Raw genomic sequence first — 17,786 nt, 5'->3', positions numbered from 1 at the left:
GTTCGAACACGCTGAAGTGCGGCAAGGGCTCTCCATCCTGTGGGGTGCCGGGCCGCGCGGTCACGAGGGGCATGGGGCGTGCCCCGCGGGCAGCAGGCCGTACTCGTAGGCCTTGGCGACGGCGTGCGCGCGGTCGCGCACCTTGAGCTTGACGAACAGCCGGTGCGCCCGCTTCTTGACGGTGTTGGGCGAAATCCCGAGCAGCGCGGCGATGGAGTCCGTGCGGTGCCCGTCGGCGACGAGCGAGAGCACCTGCAGTTCCGGCGCGGTCAGCAGGGTCGGTGCCGGGGCGCGGCGGGGCGCGGGCACGGGTGCCTGCCCGCACGCGGCGTGGATGGCGGCGGCGAGCAGTTCCGGCTCGACCGGCCGCGCGAGCACCTCGGCCACCCCGGCGGGCGCCGGCCCCACGGCGGGGTCGGCCAGCACCACGACGGCAGGCCGCGGCACGGAGTACCGCAACGCCCGCAGCACGCGCCATTCGCGGTCGGCGGCCTGTTCCACCACGACCACGTCGGGCGCCGTCACCGAGCACAGCAGGTGGAAGGGTTCCTCGTCCTGCTCCCGGCCGACCCACTGCAGCCAAGGGTCCGCCGCGACGATCGACTCCACCCCGCGCGCGACCACGTCCGGCCTGCCGAGGTACGCCACGCGCAGCACCCGCGGCCCCCCGTCCCGCGCCCGCTGGGGAACTCCCGCCACGATGTCGCTCATCGAAGACATGTCTTTCCGTCCCTCGCTGGAGAAACCACTACGCCTCAAGACCCGTCGCCCACTGTGGACATGACGCGGCGGGGTCAGCCGATCCGGCGGATCACCGTGAGGGGGCCGATCGCGTCGATGGCGGCGACCTGCACGGGCCGTCCCACGGTCGGCGCGTGCACCGCGTGCTGCCCGTCGAGCGCGATCGCCACGTGGCTCACGGGCTGGTAGTAGAAGACGAGGTCCCCGGCGCGGACCTGGTCGCGCGGGACCGCGGTGCCCACTTGGGACTGTTCGGCACTCGTGCGCGGCAAGGCGAGGCCTGCCGCGTGGTAGGCGGCGAGGACCAGCCCCGAGCAGTCGTAGGCAGCCGGCCCCTCCGCACCCCAGACGTAGGGTTTTCCCAGTTGTGCCAAGGCGAAGCGCACCGCGGTGCCGGCCGCCCCCGGCACGGCGGTGCCGTCCGGTCGCGCCCCGCTGCCCTGCTGCTGGAGTTCCTGCTGCACGGACAGCACGAGCCGCCGCAGCACCTCCTGCAGGTACTGCTCACCGCCGGTCACCAGCTCCGCGGCGGTGTCCCGGCGGCGCTGGGCCTCCGACCGCCGCGCGAGCGCCTGGTCCCGTTGCCGCGCCACGGTTCCGGCGTCCTGCCGCGCGCGCTCCGCGGTCCGGCTCGCCTGCTCCGCCCGTTCGGTCGCGGCGGCGGTGCTCCGCCGGGTGCCCTCGGTGAGCCGGTCGAGCATCGACACGGCGGACAGCAGCTGCGGCAGGGAGTCCGCGGTGCCCGCCAGCCCGGCTTTGCCGTACGGCAGCGCCTCGAAGACCACCCGCCCGGAACCCCCGAGGCTAGTCCGCCACCGGGCCGCCTCGGCGTGCGCGTCGGCGGCGGCCCGTTCCGCGGCGGCGGAAGCGGCGGCGCTGTCGGCCGCGTGCCGCTCGACGGCGGCGGCCGTCGCCGACGCGTTGTCCAGATCGGCCTGCGATCGCGCGAGTTCGCCCTGTGCCCGCTCGAGGTACGTCTGCGCCTGCACCGCGATCTCTTCGAGCGAAGGCTGTTCGGCGGCGTACGCCGGAACCGTGCCCAGTGCCAGCGCGGCGGCCAGTACCGCGATCGTCTTCATCCGTTCCCCTCCCGGTCCTCAACCGAGAAGACCGGAATGGACGGACGAGCCTGTCGCGGGACCGCCTCAGGCGTCGGCGGGCACGCAGGCGCCGAGTTCGTCGAAGCGCCGTTTGAGCGCCGTGCGGGCGCGCCACAGCAGCGAACACGCGGCAGGCGCGGCGATGCCGAACGTGGCGGCGATCTCCTGCGGCCGGTAGCCCAGCACCTCCGACATCCACAGCACCTCACGCCAGCGCGCGGGCAGCGCGGTGAAGGCCAGTTCGAGGATCGCCTCGGATTCCCCGCCGGTGACGCGCACCTGCTGCGCCTGCCGGGCTTCCGCCCCGGAACAGCTCAGTCCAACCGCGACGGTGCGGGAATTGCGCGTCATGAGGTCGATCGCGAGCCGCCGCACCGTGGTGCGCAGGTACGCGGGGACGTTGGTCTGCGGCCCCTTGCCCGCGCGCAGCGCCGTCATCATCCGCAGCAGCGCGTCGGCCGACACGTCCTCGGCGTCCGCGACCGACCGCACGACCTTGCGCGCGTACCGCAGCACCTCGTGCTGGTGGCGCCGGTAGAGCTGAGTGAGAGCGGCGCGGTTGCCGGACCGTGCCTGCGCCAGCAGGCTTTCGTCCGGCAGTTCGTCCACTGTCTCCGCCAGCGCTTCACTCATGTGCCCCTCCTCGTCAAACGCTTCAGCGGTGCTCATGCAACTACGAACCGCGCCTCCCGTTCGGGTGACGATGAGGTGACGCAAAAGGCCCCGGCGCCCTGTCCGGCTACCTCCTGCCGCCCCGTAGAGTGAATCGGCGCAGGTCAGGTAACAGGCGTTTACGGCGAGCCGATAGTGCGCGCACGCCACAGAGCGAAGATAACGGCACGGTCACACTACTCCGTTTTGCACAGAGCGCATGACTCAGCGTGACGGAAATTCCGCTCCCTTTTACAGAGCGTCAACGACCGCCTACAGCGATTCCGGCTACCCCTGCCGCGAACAGGCCAAACTCCACAATGGCCTTTGTGCGTCAGATCACACCCGTTCGTGTCACCCGGGGGTTCCGCTCCCGGCCCGCAGCCCAGAAGCTTTCAGCGTTGAGTAGATTGCGTATCCTCCGTCGCGCCGCCGTACGGCCGGAACGAGCGACGCACTGGGAAGGTGTGGTCAGTGGCCCAGCAGCACGACCCGGCACAGTGCCGGCAGCCCGCCGGCCTGGCGGACGACGCTGCCTTCTCCCCCACCGAACTGCTGCGGGCGTGGCGCGCGAAGGCCGACGGGCCCGAGTGGCCAGACGAAGTCCCGTGGGAGGTCGAAGCCACGACCCGGGTCGTGCACGCCTGCCTCGACGGCGTCGACCTGCCCTCGGCCCTGCGGGCGCTCGCCGACCAGCGGTTCGACCAGGCGGCCACCCCCGACGAGTTCGCGCTCGACGTCGCGGCGCTCGCCGCGTGCCTCACCCGGCCCGCCGCGGTCACGGCCGGGCAGCTGGTGCGGATGGGCGAAGAGGCCGCGCGCTGGGTCGTCGCCCGTGACCACACGCTCGCGCAGCTCGCCGATCCGCTCACCGCGTTCCGCACCCGCACCGCGTTCCTCGCCGACCTCACCTACCGGGGCAGCCTCGAGCAGGCGCCGTACGTGTGGGTGGCGCGCTGGCGGACCGACGACGGGCAGTCCCTGCGGATGTCGATCGCGGACCGGATCGACCCGCTCGGCGCATACGAGTCGGCCTGCTACCTCGGGCCGTGCAGCCTGTCGGTGCTCGTCTCCGGCCCCGAGCGTGGGCAGGAGCTGGAGGCGCTGCTCGCCGGGATCGCCGAACTGGACGGGCTGGAGACCGTGGTCCTGCCCCGGCCGGAGGGTGATCCGCCCGCGCTCGCGGAGTGGCTGGTGTCCAGCTTCCCCGAGCTGGTGCGCGAACCCCTGCCCTGAACCGGCACTCACCCCTCCGCGGGCACGCACGCGCTGAGCTCGTCGTACCGCTTGCGCAGCGCCGTGCGGGCGCGCCACAGCAGGGAACACGCCGCGGGGCGGGCGATGCGCAGCTCGGCGGCGATGTCCTGCGGGCGGTAGCCGACGACCTCGACCAGCCAGAGCACTTCGCGCCAGCGGGGCGGCAGCCCGGTGAACGCGAGCTCCAGTATCGCGTCGCGCTCCTTCTCGTCGAGGTGGCGGCGCCCGTCCGCGGGCGTGCAGTCCAGCCCGATCGCGAGGCTGCGCGCGTTGCGGGTGGCCAGGTCGATCGCCAGGCGGCGGACGGTCGTGCGCAGGTACGCCGGCACGTTCGTGAGCGGTCCCCGGCCCGCTTCGAGCGCCAGCATCAGGCGCAGCAGGGCGTCCGCGGCCACGTCCTCCGCGTCCGCCGTCGTCCGCACGAACCGCCGCGCGTACCGCACCGCGTCGGCGTGGTGCCGCTGGTAAAGCTGGGTGAAGGCTGCCCTGTTCCCGGCTCGCGCGGCCGTCAGCAACTCCTCGTCGGGCAGCTCCTCGACTCTCTCCGCCAGCACCTCGCTCATCCGCCCCTCCTCTTCCCACTGCTCACTGAGGAGTCCCATGCAACTACAGACCGAGCAATCCAATCGGGTGAACATGTACTACTGATGGTGGATCCGGTCACGCAGCGCGTAGTCACCGCTGCCAAAAGAGTGAAGAGAACTTCACGTTCGTAACGGGGCTTTCGGGAACCCCGATAGTGCCGCCACGCAGGAGGTCCGTGATAACAGCAAGATCACATTACTCCGTTTTGCCAGCGGCTTTTCCGCGTTCCGCGACGAAGGAGCACAGGATGGTTACGACGGCCCGACACGGGCACCCGGATCATCGCGGGAGTTTCCGCCCTCTTCCGTCACCAGGTCCCCCCGGACGGTGGAGCTGGAGGAGACTATGATCAACATTGCGGAGAGTGACGCAGGACCGGTGCGAGTCCCCGGACCCGGTACGGAGGGTGAGGCAGGACCGTGAGCGTGCACGAGGACTACGTGCCCGGCACCACCGCGCCGCCTCCGACCGGCCCCGCCCCGGAGGTCGCCTACCTCGGCGAGGACCGCGAGCGCCAGGCACTGCTGCACCGGCTGCTGGCCGACGAGCCGCGCCTGGTCTGGCGTGGCGCCGTGCGCGGCGAGATCCGGGAGCTGTTCGAGGATCCGCGGTCGGCCATCGTGATCGTCGACCAGTCCACTCCGGACCCGCTCTCCGCGGCCCGCGCGACGTTGCCCACCGCCGCGCTGTTCGTGCTCCTGGGCGAGCAGGACACGCTCACCCCGGGCGAATGGGCGCGGCTGACCACGGTCGTCCAGGGCGTGCTCAGCCTGGAGGGTCTCGCCGGGCTGCCGGCGCACCTGCTCGCCGCGACAGCCGAGATCGGGTCGATGATGCGTGCCGTTTCGGCCACTGTGGACAGTCCGGTCGCCCGGCTGAGTCAGTCCGAAGTGGACGTACTGGCCGCTGCCGCCGAGGGGCTGACCGTCGAGGAGACCGCGGCACGCCTGCACATCTCGGTCGGCACCGGGCGCGCGCTCATGCTCTCCGCCCGCAGGCGTCTCCGCGCCCGCACCCGGGCCGAGGCGGTGGCCAAGGCGCTGCGCGCGGGCCTGCTGTCCTGACGGGCGGTCAGCTCACGTCGAGCAGCGCCTGCGCGGGCCGGGCCGTCACCGCGCGTCCCACGACGAACCCGCTCGCCCCGGCGCACGCGGTCAGGAACGTCACGAAGTCGTCGCCGAACGAGCGCGGGTGAGGCGTGCCGCGGGCGCGGGCCCTGCGGTAGGCGGCCAGCGCGGAGGCGCACTCCGCACGGCTGACCAGCCAGCCACCGTCGGTCAGCTTGTGCACCGGAATACCGGGGACGCCCGGCGGCAGCCCCACCGCGAGCGCCCTTGCCTGCGCTGCCGCGAACTCCGCGCACCGCCGGCCGGTCCACACGGGGAAGCCGAACTCGTCGCGCACGGGCACGAGCCCGAAGCGGCGCGGTTCGGGCAGCCGCGGCGGTGGGCACCCCAGTGCCGCCCCGTCACACGCCATTCCCAGTGCCAGCAACGAGTTCCGGAGCTCGTCCAGCCGCGCCCGCGGCAGCCGCAGGTAGTTGACCGTCCGCGCGTACCAGTCGGGACCGGTGCGCACCAGGGCCGCCAGCGCGGCGCGGTTGCACAGGTCGACCGGCCCGCCCCGGGGGAGCAGCCGGTACGGCGCCACTAGCGACCGCCGGCCGGGTTCCGCTCGGGGCGGCGGGCCGGCTCGTCGGACGGCAACGGCTCGCCCAGTTCCTCGCGTAGGATCTGCTCGACCTTGTCGCCCGCTTCCCGCAGCTTCCGGAAGATCCCCATGCCCGTGTTCCCTTCTGGTGCGTTCCGCGGCGCGGGAATCCCGCGCCGGCACAGGTCGCAGGCCGGGTCGGGGTGCCAGGCCGCCGCCTGGGCCCGCAGGTCGCGCCGCACGGCACGACGGGTCCGGAGGACCCCGTCGGCGTCGTACCACGGCGCGCCGAACACCCGCAGCCGCCGTTGCGCGCGCCCGCAGGCGCACACGGTCCGGCGGTAGCCGCGGTACCGCGCCACCGCTCCGGTGACCGGTACCCGGACGATGCCCTTCATCCCCGCTTCCGCTCCCTCTGCTCGGTTGCCACTGACTCCTAGACAGGCTTCGCGCGCACGGCATGTCGCAGGACGACCACCTTTTTCGGAGGAATTCCGCCGGGGGTGGATCACCGCCGGTCAGAGACACGCGAACGGGTCTGGTTGAGACGGGGGTCACACCGCGGGGTCGCGCCGGGAAACCGCGTCATGGCGCAGCGTGCCCGGCGTCGAGTCCACATGAGACCCAGGGACCCCGCCTCCGCACGGCCGGTCGCTTTCGCCGCGGCCGTGGGAAACATCCTCCGCGAACTCCGAGTACGGCGAGGGTGGACGAGGGCGGACCTGAGTTCCCGCACGGGAGGGCTCATCGCGCCCTCGTCGATCTCCGGTTACGAAAGCGGTTACCGCGCGCTGAAGCTGGAACTGCTCGCGTCGCTGTGCGCCGCGCTCGGCGTCCGCGTCGAGGCCGTCATCCGCGCCGCCGACCACCGCTCGCGCGCCGGCCTCCCCCGCTGAGCAGTCCCGGCACCAGCTCCCCCAGCCGGTCCTCCGCGCCCCGCCTGATCTTCAGCGTCCGCCCGTCCCCGGCGACGTCGACCAGCTCCTCCGCGCGCAGCCAGGACAGGATCTCGTGGCCCAGCGCGCCGCCGAGGTGCGGGCGCCGCAGCGTCCGGTCGAGGCAGCTCGTCGCCACCTTGCGCCGGGTCCCGGCGAGCGCCGCGACGTCGACGCCGTAGTCGCGCAACACCGGCTCCGCCTCGGGGCCGAGTTCGAGCGCGTCGCTGCCGGGATCACGGCGGAGCGCGCGCCGCGCCAGCAGGTGGTCGAGCAGCGCGACGCCGAGGCGCCCCGCCGCGTGGTCGTAGCAGAGCCGTTCGGGCGCCTCGGCGGGGCCGGGCAGCGGCAGCGAGCCGCCGGCGTAGTCCGCCATCGCGTCGAGCACGGCGGTCACCGACGGATCGGCGAGCCGGTACGTGACGTGGCGGCCCGACTGCTCACCGGTGACGAGCCCGGCCTGCCGGAGCTTCGCGAGGTGGTTGCCCAGCCGTGCGGGCGAGACGCCGAGGACGTCGGCCAGCTGCGTCATGCCGTGTGGTCCCTCGTGGGCGAGCAGCTGCAGCACGGTCAGCCGGATCGGGTCCGACAGCTCGCGGGCGAGCGCCGTCACCGTGGCGACCACGGGCTGCGCGGCGCTGGTCCACCCGGGCGAAGTCACGCCGGTCAGGCTACCACCGACTTTCACGTTTCACGGATACGTGATAGGTGTCTGTACATGGACGCGGTGCGCCGGTACTGGCGCGAGCAGATCCCGCCACCCGGCCCGTTCCGGGTGCTGGCGCTGGGCATCCTCGTCACGACCGCCGGCGAGGGCGCGTGGTTCACGACCTGGGCGGTCTACTTCACGACCGTGGCCGGGCTGCCTGCGCCGGTGGTGGGGCTCGGGCTGCTGCTCGCGGGTGGCGCGGGGCTGCTCGCCGCCACCCCGGTCGGCGCGCTCGCCGACCGCTTCGGGCCCCGGGCTCTGCTGATCGGCCTGACCGCCGTCGAGGGGCTCGCGATGGCGGCGTTCGTCTTCGCCTCCCACGTCGCGGTGTTCGTCTCGGCCGCCCTCGTGCAGACGACGGTCGATCGGGCTGCGGCGGGCGTGCGGACCGCGTACGTCGCCCAGCTCGCCGACGAGGAGACGAGGATGGGGCACCTCGCGCGGCAGCGCGTCGCCAGCCACCTCGGCTACACGCTCGGTGCCGCGGCCGGAGCCGTGTGCCTCACGCTCCACACCCCGGCCGCCTTCCACGTGCTGATCGCGGTCAACGCCGTCACGTCGCTGGGCTACGCCGCACTGCTCACGCGGGTGCCCGCCGTGCGCCCGGGCCGCAGGGCGCGCCCGTACCGGTTGTCCGGTGATCCGGCGTTCCTCGCCGTCGCGGCGAGCACCGGTCTGCTGTCGCTGTGCTGGGGTCTGGTGTCCACGGCGCTGCCGCTGTGGCTGGTGCGCGACACCGGGCTGCCCGCGGGCCTCGCGGGTGTCGTCGTGATCGTCAACTCGCTGGGCGTGGCGCTGTTGCAGGTCCCGGCGAGCCGGGGCTGCACGAGCGCGCGGCGTTCGGCCGTGCGGGCGGTGTGGTCGGGCGGAGCGCTCGCGGTCGCGTGCGTGCTGTTCGCGGCGACGTCGGGCGGCAGCGGGTTCGCCGCGGCCGGCATCGTCCTGCTCGCGGCGGGCGCGCACCTGGCCGGGGAGCTGTGGTTCATCGGCGCCCGCTGGGCGCTGACGCTCGAGCTCACCCCGCCCGGGGCGACGGGACGCTACCAGGGCATGACGGCCACGGCGGAGGCGGCGGTGCAGATGATCAGCCCGGCGGCGCTGACGTTGCTCGTCGGCACCTGGGGCCTGCCCGGCTGGTTCGTCCTCGCGGGGGTGTTCGTGGCCGCCGGCACGGCCACACTGCCCGCGACGCGGTGGGCGCTGCGGACACGGCCGACGCCGGTGCTCAGCGCGGGGTGATGTCGTCGTCCACGGCGGCGGGCGTGCCCAGCCTGGCACGCTGCGATCCCGCCCTCAGCCCGCGGTGAAGTCGTCACCACGGCGGCAATCGCGCCCGGCCCGCCCGGCGGCGCGGACACGACCGACCCCAGCCCCCAGCCCGCGGCGATGCCGTCGACCACGGTGGCGGCAACCGCGCCCGGCCCGCCGCCAAGCCCTGCGACCCCCTCAGCCCACCGCGAAGTTGTCGACCACGGCGGCAATCGCGCCCGGCCCGCCCGGCGGCGCGGACACGACCGCCTCCCGCCCCCAGCCCGCGGCGATGCCGTCCACCACGGCGGCGGCAAGCGCGCCCGGGCCGCCGCCGGGCCCTGCGACCCCCTCAGCCCGCGGTGAAGTTGTCGTCCACCACCGCGGCTAGCGCGTCGAGCGCCCGGTCCGCCGCGGCCTGGTCACCGCCGTCCAGCCGCAGCCGGGCGGTGCTCGCGCCCGCGCCGCGGGCCTCGACGTGCAGTTCGCCGCGGCCACCCGGCCACGTGAACCGCAGCCGTGGCGGCTCGGTCTCGGTCCGGACGTCGCGTGCGCCCAGCGCGTCGGTCAGCCAGGCCCCGGTCCTGGCGGGATCCCCTGCCGTGTTCAGCACGAGATCGGGTTCGGCGTCGATGCCCCGGTTCGCTTCGTAGACGGTCACACGCCAGGCGTACCCCCCGCGTCCGCATGGTGAACGTCCCGCCGCGCGCCTGGCAGGATGGCGGCAGGAAGATCATGGCCGGGAACGGAGGACGCCATGCCGGAACCGTTGCGCAAGCTCGGGTTCCTCACCATCGGGCTGTTCGACGAGGCCGATCCGCGGCGCGGGCACGAGTCGACGCTCGGCGTCATCGAACTCGGCGAGCAGCTGGGGTTCGACAGCGCCTGGGTGCGGCACCGGCACCTGCAGTACGGCATCTCGTCACCGGTGGCCGTGCTCGCCGCGGCTTCCCAGCGCACGAGCCGGATCGAGCTCGGCACCGCCGTGATCCCGCTGGGCTGGGAAAACCCGCTGCGGCTCGCGGAGGACCTCGCGACGGTCGACATCCTCTCCGGCGGGCGGCTCAACCCGGGCCTGAGCGTGGGGCCGCCGATGCACTACGAGCGCGTGAAGGACGCGCTGTACCCGGACACGGCGGACGTGGAGGACTTCAGCTACGAGCGCATGCGGCGGTTCCTGGACTTCGTGCGGGGCAAGCCCGCCACGGACTTCAGCGGCACCGAGGGGTTCGAGGTGTTCTCGGACCGCGTGCAGCCGCATTCGCCGGGGCTGGGGCGGCGGCTGTGGTACGGCGGCGGCAGCCTGCGGTCCGCGCGGTGGGCGGGCGAGCACGGGATGAACTTCCTGACCAGCAGCGTGGTGAAGGCCGAGGAGTCGGAGGACTTCGCCGAGATCCAGCTCTCGCACATCCGCGAGTTCCGCGCGCACCACCCCGACGGCGAGCGGGCCAGGGTGTCCCAGGGGCTGGTGGTGATCCCGACGGATTCGGCGACCGCGGACCAGCGCGAGAAGTACCGGGCCTACGCGGAGCGGCGGACACCGCGGACCCGCACACCGCAGGGCCCGGCGCGGATGATGTTCGCGCCGGACCTGGTGGGCACGTCGGACGAGCTCGCCGAGCGGCTGCACGCCCACGCCGCGTTCCGGGAGGTCGACGAGGTCGCGTTCGCGCTGCCGTTCACCTTCGAGCACGAGGACTACGTCCAGATCCTCACCGACATGGCGACCCGGCTGGGCCCTGCGCTGGGCTGGCGCCCGGGGAGCTGAGGTCCCTCAGCAAACACTGTCCGACGGACGCGGATTGCCGAGGCCGAACAACGGCCGCAGCTTGAGCCCGACCCAGGTGCCGCCGAGTGCGAACACGCCCCACAGCCAGCCGTGCAGGCTGCCCGTCGAGATGCCCGCCAGGTACGCCCCGATGTTGCAGCCGCCGGACAGCCGTGCGCCGATGCCCATCAGCACCCCGCCGAGCACCGCCGCGACGGCCGTCCGCCACGGGATCTCCGCGCGGATCTTCCACGCACCCGCCGCGGCGGCCGCGACCGCCGCGCCGAGGATGATCCCGATGTCCGTCAGGCTCGTCTTGTCCGTCCACACCGGACCCGCCAGCGACTTGGCGTTGCTCGCGCTCTGCCAGAACTCCCACGTCTCCGGGTGCAATCCGAACAGCTGCAACAGCTTCGCGCCCCACAAGGCGAACGCGAACGTCACACCCCACGTGCCGCCCGACACCAGCACCACCGCCGCGGCCAGCACGGCGAGCACGACCGCACCGGCCAGCAGCGGCCACGACCCGCGGAAGACCCGCGCGAAGCCCCGCGCCGTCGGCACCACGCCCACCGGCGGCGGGGTGCGCCGCGCCTGCACCACCCGCGTCACGGCGACCACAGCCACCAGCACCGCGATCGTGACGGCCCACGAACCCCACCAGCCGACGTGGTCGGCGAGCAGGAAGCCGGACACCTGCGGCCAGCCGGTGAACACCGGGTACGCCCACGTGTAGAACACCGACCCGGCGATGAACCCGCCGAGCGTCAGCAGGATCGTCGACTGCCCGGCGCCCACCGCGAACAGGGTGCCGGACGCGCACGCGCCGCCCAGCTGCATGCCCACCGCGAACAACGCGGCCCCGGCGAACAACGCGAGCCCGATCGGCCCGGCGGTGATCTTCGGCGTGGCACCGAACAACCCGGTGCCGGTACCCGCGATCAACGCGATCAGCGTCGCCGCCGTGCCGAGGAGCAGCGCGTGCGCCCGGAGGCCGGTGCCGTTGCCCACCGCGATCAGCTGCCGCCACGCCGAGGTGAACCCGAACCGCGAGTGGAACAACGCCACCCCCAGCAGCAGGCCGATCACCAGCAGCGCGCCGAACCGCGCGCCGTAGGACGCCCAGACGTACGCGCTCAGCCCCACCCCGAGCACCGCGGCGACCGCCAGCGGCACCACCCGCACCGGCTCCTCCGGCTCGGGCACGGGTGCCGCGCACGAGGTCGGGGACGGGGACAGGAACCTCCCGGCGGGCGGCCGTTCGGTGACAGCGGACATCGGCACTCCAGACGAACTGCGAAAAAAGATCACCGTCCAGGTTACGAGGCGTGGGCGCGCCGTCTCACCATCTGGATGACCAGCGCCGTGCCCGCCAGCGCGACGAGCACCGCCGCGTAGACCAGCGCGGTGAGGCGCAGGCCGAACGCGGTGGCCGCCAGGCCCGCGACGACGGCGGGCAGGCTGAACGCGAGGTAGGAGATCACGTACGCGACGGCGAACAGCTCACCCCGTTCGGCGGGGGCGGAAATCCTTGCGAGGGTGCCGAAACTGGCCAGCGCCGAGGCGCCGAAGCCGATCCCGGCGACCACCGTGCCCGCCGCGGCGAGCGCGATCAGGTGCGCCGCGATCCCGGCGAGGGTGATGCCCACCCCGGCGGTGAGCAGCGCGGCCCCGGTGGTCAGCACGAGCGTCACCGGCCGCGTGCGCAGCAGGAAGGTCGCCAGCGCACCGGTTCCGCACAGCAGCGTCACGACCAGGCCGCCCACGAGGTGGTTGGTCAGCCCGAACAACCCGGACGCGATCGACGGGCCGAGCGAGAGGTACAGGCCGCCCAGGGACCAGCTCGCGAGCAGGATCGGGATCAGCGCGAAGAACTCGGCGCGCAGCCGCTGCGGCACGCCGAGCCGCGGCAGCAGCGACCGCAGCCCGCCCGGCCGCAGGCCCGAGGTCTCCGGCATGGCCGCGACGATCAGCGCGGCGAGCACCATCCCCGCCAGCAGCAGGGCGTACACGAGGTGGGTGGGCGCGGGGCCGAACTGGACGAGCGCGCCGCAGCCCAGCGCGCCCAGCGCCAGCCCGGCGGTGGGCGCGACGCCGTTGATCATCCCGGCGCGGCCGGGGGCGTGCGGCGGGTCGAGGTCGACCAGCGTCGCGGCCATCGTCGTCATCGCCGCGCCCGTCGCGATGCCCTGCACCAGGCGGGCGAGGAACAGCACCGGCACCCCGCCGGCGACGAGGAAGAGCACCAGCGAGACGGCCTCCAGCAGCACCGCCGCGCCGAGCACGGGACGGCGCCCCACGTGGTCGGACAGGGCACCGAGCACGAGCAGCGAACCGATCAGGCCCACGACGTACACCGCGAAGACGGCGGTGAGCGTGGTCGCGGAGAAGTGCCAGTTCTGCTGGTAGACGACGTAGAGCGGGGACGGCGCGCTGGACGCCGCCATGAACAGCACGAAGATCGCCGCGACGGCGGCGAAGGTGACTCCGCGCGGCAGGCGTCTGGACGGGGCCTGCGCCCCGGGCAGCGCGACGGCGACGGACGAGTCGGACACGGTCACTCCTCAAAAGCAACGATGAATGCGTTAGCCACCATAGCGCAAACGCAACGATCAGTGCGATACTGTTTTCATGCCCGCTTCTCCCACTGCCACCCGGCCCGGCGGGCGGTCCGCGCGCGTCCGCGCGTCCGTGCACCGCGCCGTGGCGGAACTGCTCGCCGAACTCCCGGCCGAGGAGGTGACCCTCCCGCTCATCGCGACGCGCGCGGGGGTGCACCCGACCACCGTGTACCGGCGCTGGGGCTCACTGGCCGAGCTGCTCAGCGACGTCGCCTCGAGCCGGTTCAGCGGTGACATCGTGGTGCCGGAGACCGGCAGCCTGCGGGAGGACCTGGAACGGTGGGCGCTCGCGGTGGCGACCGACCTCGCCGATCCGGACGTGCTCGCGCTCATGCGCGCCACGCTGGGCTCCGGCCCCGAGGGCGGCTGCGCCTGCACCGGCGACCGGCACGCCCAGCTCAAGGCGATCCTCGACCAGGAGCAGGCACGGGGCGGCACGGTCCCGACGGTCGAGGAGGCCGCGGACGGGCTGCTCGGCCCGCTGTACTACCGCGCCGTGTTCACGGACCTGCCCTCCGAACCGGAGTGGGTGCGCGGACTGGTGCGGAAACTACTCGCTTGACCTGGAGCGCGCTCGAGGGAGCAGACTGCCGGGAGGCGAACGGAGGGGACATGCACCTGGTCGAAGCCGACGGACGTGGCGGTCTACGGGTGCGGCACGCCCCGCCACCCGTGCCGGGACCCGGCGAAGTGCTCGTGGAGGTGGCCGCCGCCGGAGTGCGGGCCCTGCCGGGTGGCGCCGGGCCGGACAGCGGGGTCGCCGGCCTGGTCGGCGCGCTGGGCGCGGGCGTCCCCCGCCACTGGCTCGGGCGGCGCGTGGTGGCCACTGTGGACGGTGACGGGTACGCCGAACGCGTCACGGTGCCGCTGTCCGCGGTGCTCGAAGTGCCCGACGCGGTGCACGAGCAGGAGGCGGCGGCGCTGCTGCGCGAAGGCAGCACGGCGCTCGCGTTGTTCGAGGCCGCCGACGTCTCGCCCGGGGAGTCCGTGCTCGTCCTGCCCGCGGCCGGCGGGATCGGCAGCGTGCTCGTGCAGCTGGCCGCGGCGGCCGGCGCCCACGTGATCGGCGCCGCACGCGGACCGGGCAAGCTTCGGCTGGTGCGGGACCTCGGCGCGGACGTCGTGGTCGACTACGGCGAGCCCGGCTGGGCGGAGCGGGCCGGGTACGCCGACGTGGTGTTCGACGGCGTCGGCGGTGAGCTGGGGCGCATCGCGTTCGACCACGCCAAGAGCCGTTTTTCCGCCTACGGCACGGCTTCCGGCTCCCCCGCGGTGCTGCCGGAGCCGCGGGGCGTCACCGTGCACGAGCCCGTCGAACCGTCCACAGTGGACGTGCAGCGCATCCTGCGGGCCGCCGCCGACGGGCGCGTCGTCCCGCTCATCGGCCAGACCTACCCGCTGACGCGGGCGGCGGAAGCGCACGCGGCGCTGGCCGCCCGCCGCACGGTGGGCAAGACGCTGCTGGTGGCCTGACCGCTCAGCCGACGCCGACGACCTCGGGCACCCGCTCGCCCGCCCCGGGCACCTCACCCTCGCCGGACTGCCGCGACCGCTCGCTCAACGCACGCCGCCGAACTCCGGCCCCGCCCCGGGCACCTCGCCCACACCAGGCCGCTGCGACCGCTCGCTCAGCCGACGCCGACGACCTCGGGCACCCGCTCGCCCGCCTCGGGCACCTCACCCTCGCCGGACTGCCGCGGCCGCTCGCTGTCGAAGCGGGCGAACTCGAACCGGACCTCGCCGCGCCCGGACACCACGGGGTTGATCACCCCGGCGGTCTCGACGGTCGCCAGCTGCGCGAGCAGGCGCGCCAGCGCGTCGGGCGCGTACCGCGGCTCGGCGTCCGTCTGCACCAGCGTCCGGTGCAGGCTCGTCAGCTGCCAGCCGTCGGTGCCGCCGTGCCCGGCCGGCGCCGCGACCGCGACGGAGACCAGCCAGCGGCCCGCCTTGCCGGACAGCGCGGGGGTGCGGTGGTGGCTGATCCCGATGACCTGGTCCGCCCGCACCAGCCCGTCGCTGAGCGTCCGGATCCACACGTTCTCCAGCCCCATGTCACTCCTCCTGTTCGCGGTGCGTGCCGGTGTCGTCCATGCCGAGCCTGCGCCGCAGCTCCTTGTTCTCCGCGCGCGTGCGCGCGAGCTGGTCCTCCAGCCGCACGATGCGGTCGGCCGCGGCGAGGGTCATGCCGCTGTCGAACAGCTCGCGGACGCGCGCGGCCAGGCGGAGCTGCCGGCGCGAGTAGCGGCGGTGACCGCCGCTGGAGCGGTGTGGCTGGACCACGTCGGCGGCGTCGAGACTGCGGAGGAACGCCGGGCGCACGTCCAGCGCCTCCGCCGCCTGCCCCATCGTCCACGCCGGGTAGTCCTCGTCGTCCAGCCTGTCTACACCCACGTGTCCAGTTTATCTACGGCCGATGATCGACTCAATCTCCAGTGTTGAATGGAGATTTGCCTCCCGGCCTACCGTGAGGAGATGCAGTTCTCAGGCTCACGAGGAACGCGACCCTCCAACGAACTGCCTGTCTCCGTGCCGACGGGCGAGGACGTCGTCACCGATGGCGAGCGAGCGCTGCACCTGAGCACCTGCCGCGTTTTCTCCTCCGGGGTCGAGTTCGCCCTGACCGCGCTCAACCGGACCGAGCGGCACCAGCTCGGCCGCCACCCGGGCCACGATCTGCTGCTGGGCCTGGAATTCGCGGACGGCACCGTCGCCATCGCGCCCCGGTTCGGCCGGCACGGCGCTGACAGCGGCCTCCTCCGCGTCACTGGCAGCTCCGGGGGCAGGCACACCCAGCAGACCTTCTACCTGACCCGGCTGCCCCCGCCGGGACCGCTGACCGTGCGGGCCACCATCGCCGGGAGCGACCTGCCCGACCTCGTCGTCACGCTGTCCGGCGAGGAGATCCGGGCCGCGGCGGAGCGCGTCCGGCGGCTCTGGCCCGAGGCGCCGCCGGAGGCTCCGGCCCCGCCGCCCGAGCTGCCCGCGCCGGAGGGCAGCTGGTTCGCAGGACGGTGACCAGTTCACTTGCCCACCCGATAGGGCGTAATCCCCTAACCCCCTATCGGGTGATGGGGCTACTTCGGGTGGCAGTACGGGCCTCATCCCCGATGCCACCGACGAAGATCATCTCTAGGTTCGACCGGGTCGTGCGGTAGCTGCCGCGCACATCGTCACTGTCCGGAAACCTCATGGAGACTCCGTTGTCCCAGCCGATCCAGTCCCTGCACGACCTCGTGCTGTCCCTCGTGACCGACGGCACCAGCCAGTCGGCCTTCCTCGCCGACCCGGCCGGCGTGCTCGCGGGCGCGGGCCTGTCCGACATCACCGCGGGTGACGTGCAGGAGGTCACCGCCCTGGTGACCGACCACGTCCCGGCGCCCGTCGCCGAGGCCGTCGAGTCCGCGCTCGCCGCGCTGCCCGCCGACCTGCCGGACAACCTGGACTGCGCCATCGAGCACCTCCGCTGCGTCGCCGGGACCCTGCCCGGCGGCCTCGGCTCGCTGGCCACCGCGACCTCGGCCTCCGACTCGGGCCTCGCCGGCTCGGTCGCCTACGCCGGTGAGCACGTCGACAGCACCCTCGCCGCGGCCGTCAGCGGCGGTGGCGCCTCGGTCGCCGGCACGACCGTCACCGAGGTCGGCCAGCTCGCGGGCAGCGTCGCCGCCGGTGGTGACGCCCTGTCCGCCACCACCGGTGTCACCACCGCCGACGCGGCGCTCAGCGGCGCGCTGGCCGCGGCCGACGGCTCGGTCGCCGGGGCGGTGCAGTCGGTCAGCCCGGCCGGTGCCTACGCGGTGGGCGTCGACGCCATCGCGCTGCCCAGCCTCGGCTCGGTCGGCGACCTCGGTTCGTCGCTCGACTCCGACCTGCTCGGCGACAGCACCCCCGCCGTCGACACGACCGGGACCTACGCGCACACCGTGGTCGCGGGTGCCGCGGGCGCGGTCTACAACGACAGCGCGGCCCTCGCCGGTTACGCCGCCCCGGTCGCCGGCGACCAGGTCGCGAACGCGGTCGCCCAGGCCGGTTCCGAGGTCGCGCAGCACGTCGACAGCGCCGCTTCGGTGGTACCCGAGGCGCTGAGCCACGTGCCCGCCCTGCCCGCGCCGAACCTGCCGGTGGACCTGCCCGCGGACGTGCCGGTGCACGTGGCGACCCAGCTGCCGCAGTCGCTGCCGGACGTGGCCCAGCTGCCGCACGTGGCGCAGGTGCCCGACGTCGCGCACGACGTGGTCTCGACCGCGCAGGCGGCGACCTCCGGCGTCGTCGCGCACACCGGCATCTCCGACCTCGGCGTGCTCGACCACACCGCCGCCCTGCCCGACCTGGGCGACGCCCTGCACACCGACCTGCCGCTGGGGCACTGACCCGCGGGGAGCCGGGCCCCGTTCGCGGGGGCCCGGCTCCCGGACTCGCCCGGGCGATCAAGGCGCGACGGCGCTATGGTGGCGGTGAGTCTGGATGCGCCGGTGGCGCGCGCTGGGCCGGGACCACAGGGCACGAGCGCGATTGGTAACGGGG

Annotated in this window: 21 protein-coding genes; 9 read left to right on the top strand and 12 right to left on the bottom strand. The window is 73.8% G+C overall.

The genetic code is table 11. The features are described 5' to 3' along the window. Positions 1-60 precede the first annotated feature (60 nt). From ABFX51_RS15120 to ABFX51_RS15110, 3 genes are all read right to left on the bottom strand, one after another. Entirely contained in the window at positions 61-711 is a 651-nt protein-coding gene (locus ABFX51_RS15120) for a helix-turn-helix transcriptional regulator (protein ID WP_346054059.1), read from the bottom strand. A gap of 83 nt (positions 712-794) precedes the next feature. Beyond that, entirely contained in the window at positions 795-1,820 is a 1,026-nt protein-coding gene (locus ABFX51_RS15115) for a C40 family peptidase (RefSeq protein ID WP_346054058.1), read from the bottom strand. A 66-nt stretch (positions 1,821-1,886) separates the two neighbouring features. Beyond that, complete coding sequence (locus ABFX51_RS15110; protein WP_177228609.1) at positions 1,887-2,474, bottom strand: RNA polymerase sigma factor; 588 nt, start codon at positions 2,472-2,474, stop codon at positions 1,887-1,889. A gap of 492 nt (positions 2,475-2,966) precedes the next feature. On the opposite strand from ABFX51_RS15110, the gene ABFX51_RS15105 reads away from it, so the two are divergent. After that, complete coding sequence (locus tag ABFX51_RS15105; RefSeq protein WP_091505315.1) at positions 2,967-3,728, top strand: hypothetical protein; 762 nt, start codon at positions 2,967-2,969, stop codon at positions 3,726-3,728. 8 nt (positions 3,729-3,736) lie between these two features. Here the strand turns inward: ABFX51_RS15105 and ABFX51_RS15100 are convergent, their stop codons facing one another. Next, a complete protein-coding gene (locus ABFX51_RS15100) occupies positions 3,737-4,312 on the bottom strand; it encodes an RNA polymerase sigma factor (RefSeq protein ID WP_346054057.1) in 576 nt (191 codons plus the stop codon). 441 nt (positions 4,313-4,753) lie between these two features. Here ABFX51_RS15100 and ABFX51_RS15095 point away from each other — a divergent pair, with 441 nt between their 5' ends. Beyond that, positions 4,754-5,398 carry a LuxR C-terminal-related transcriptional regulator gene (locus ABFX51_RS15095; RefSeq protein WP_346054056.1) on the top strand — a complete coding sequence of 215 codons (645 nt, stop codon included), beginning with the start codon at positions 4,754-4,756 and terminating at the stop codon, positions 5,396-5,398. 7 nt (positions 5,399-5,405) lie between these two features. On the opposite strand, the gene ABFX51_RS15090 is transcribed toward ABFX51_RS15095, so the two are convergent. Both ABFX51_RS15090 and ABFX51_RS15085 read right to left on the bottom strand, forming a co-directional pair. Next, entirely contained in the window at positions 5,406-5,984 is a 579-nt protein-coding gene (locus tag ABFX51_RS15090; RefSeq protein WP_346054055.1) for a hypothetical protein, read from the bottom strand. Further along, entirely contained in the window at positions 5,984-6,382 is a 399-nt protein-coding gene (locus ABFX51_RS15085) for a hypothetical protein (RefSeq protein ID WP_346054054.1), read from the bottom strand. The genes ABFX51_RS15090 and ABFX51_RS15085 overlap by 1 nt, the downstream gene beginning before the upstream one ends. 219 nt (positions 6,383-6,601) lie before the next feature. Here ABFX51_RS15085 and ABFX51_RS15080 point away from each other — a divergent pair, with 219 nt between their 5' ends. Next, on the top strand, positions 6,602-6,880 hold the full coding sequence (locus ABFX51_RS15080) for a helix-turn-helix domain-containing protein (RefSeq protein ID WP_346054053.1): 279 nt from the start codon (positions 6,602-6,604) through the stop codon (positions 6,878-6,880). Here ABFX51_RS15080 and ABFX51_RS15075 read toward each other — a convergent pair. Continuing rightward, entirely contained in the window at positions 6,834-7,580 is a 747-nt protein-coding gene (locus tag ABFX51_RS15075) for an ArsR/SmtB family transcription factor (protein WP_346054052.1), read from the bottom strand. The genes ABFX51_RS15080 and ABFX51_RS15075 overlap by 47 nt on opposite strands. Positions 7,581-7,637: 57 nt before the next feature. Between ABFX51_RS15075 and ABFX51_RS15070 the strand changes: the two genes are divergently transcribed. Next, positions 7,638-8,867, top strand: coding sequence for an MFS transporter (locus ABFX51_RS15070; protein WP_346054051.1), 1,230 nt, complete (start codon positions 7,638-7,640; stop codon positions 8,865-8,867). A 361-nt stretch (positions 8,868-9,228) separates the two neighbouring features. On the opposite strand, the gene ABFX51_RS15065 is transcribed toward ABFX51_RS15070, so the two are convergent. Continuing rightward, positions 9,229-9,537: a hypothetical protein gene (locus tag ABFX51_RS15065; RefSeq protein ID WP_091505322.1), complete on the bottom strand. Its 309-nt coding sequence runs from the start codon at positions 9,535-9,537 to the stop codon at positions 9,229-9,231. A gap of 96 nt (positions 9,538-9,633) precedes the next feature. On the opposite strand from ABFX51_RS15065, the gene ABFX51_RS15060 reads away from it, so the two are divergent. Then, positions 9,634-10,644: an LLM class flavin-dependent oxidoreductase gene (locus tag ABFX51_RS15060; protein WP_091505323.1), complete on the top strand. Its 1,011-nt coding sequence runs from the start codon at positions 9,634-9,636 to the stop codon at positions 10,642-10,644. A gap of 6 nt (positions 10,645-10,650) precedes the next feature. Here the strand turns inward: ABFX51_RS15060 and ABFX51_RS15055 are convergent, their stop codons facing one another. After that, positions 10,651-11,922 carry a YeeE/YedE family protein gene (locus ABFX51_RS15055; protein WP_346054050.1) on the bottom strand — a complete coding sequence of 424 codons (1,272 nt, stop codon included), beginning with the start codon at positions 11,920-11,922 and terminating at the stop codon, positions 10,651-10,653. A 41-nt stretch (positions 11,923-11,963) separates the two neighbouring features. Beyond that, entirely contained in the window at positions 11,964-13,199 is a 1,236-nt protein-coding gene (locus tag ABFX51_RS15050) for an MFS transporter (protein WP_346054049.1), read from the bottom strand. Between the two features lie 76 nt (positions 13,200-13,275). On the opposite strand from ABFX51_RS15050, the gene ABFX51_RS15045 reads away from it, so the two are divergent. Together ABFX51_RS15045 and ABFX51_RS15040 are read left to right on the top strand one after the other, a co-directional pair. Next, the gene (locus ABFX51_RS15045; RefSeq protein WP_346054048.1) at positions 13,276-13,827 is read left to right on the top strand and encodes a TetR/AcrR family transcriptional regulator; all 552 of its coding nucleotides are present in this window, start codon (positions 13,276-13,278) and stop codon (positions 13,825-13,827) included. Between the two features lie 50 nt (positions 13,828-13,877). Then, positions 13,878-14,738, top strand: a complete 861-nt coding sequence (locus tag ABFX51_RS15040) for a zinc-binding dehydrogenase (protein ID WP_091505327.1) — start codon at positions 13,878-13,880, stop codon at positions 14,736-14,738. 155 nt (positions 14,739-14,893) lie between these two features. Here the strand turns inward: ABFX51_RS15040 and ABFX51_RS15035 are convergent, their stop codons facing one another. After that, positions 14,894-15,316: a hypothetical protein gene (locus ABFX51_RS15035; RefSeq protein ID WP_346054047.1), complete on the bottom strand. Its 423-nt coding sequence runs from the start codon at positions 15,314-15,316 to the stop codon at positions 14,894-14,896. A 1-nt stretch (position 15,317) separates the two neighbouring features. Next, on the bottom strand, positions 15,318-15,656 hold the full coding sequence (locus ABFX51_RS15030) for a MerR family transcriptional regulator (RefSeq protein WP_245782968.1): 339 nt from the start codon (positions 15,654-15,656) through the stop codon (positions 15,318-15,320). 135 nt (positions 15,657-15,791) lie between these two features. On the opposite strand from ABFX51_RS15030, the gene ABFX51_RS15025 reads away from it, so the two are divergent. Together ABFX51_RS15025 and ABFX51_RS15020 are read left to right on the top strand one after the other, a co-directional pair. Next, positions 15,792-16,280: a hypothetical protein gene (locus ABFX51_RS15025; protein ID WP_346054046.1), complete on the top strand. Its 489-nt coding sequence runs from the start codon at positions 15,792-15,794 to the stop codon at positions 16,278-16,280. 185 nt (positions 16,281-16,465) lie between these two features. Then, entirely contained in the window at positions 16,466-17,632 is a 1,167-nt protein-coding gene (locus ABFX51_RS15020) for an IniB N-terminal domain-containing protein (RefSeq protein WP_346054045.1), read from the top strand. Positions 17,633-17,786: the final 154 nt, after the last annotated feature.

Origin of the sequence: Amycolatopsis dongchuanensis (assembly GCF_039542405.1) — a bacterium.
Classification (GTDB): Bacteria; Actinomycetota; Actinomycetes; order Mycobacteriales; family Pseudonocardiaceae; genus Amycolatopsis_E; species Amycolatopsis_E sacchari.
This window is presented reverse-complemented; position numbering and strand designations above follow the sequence as displayed.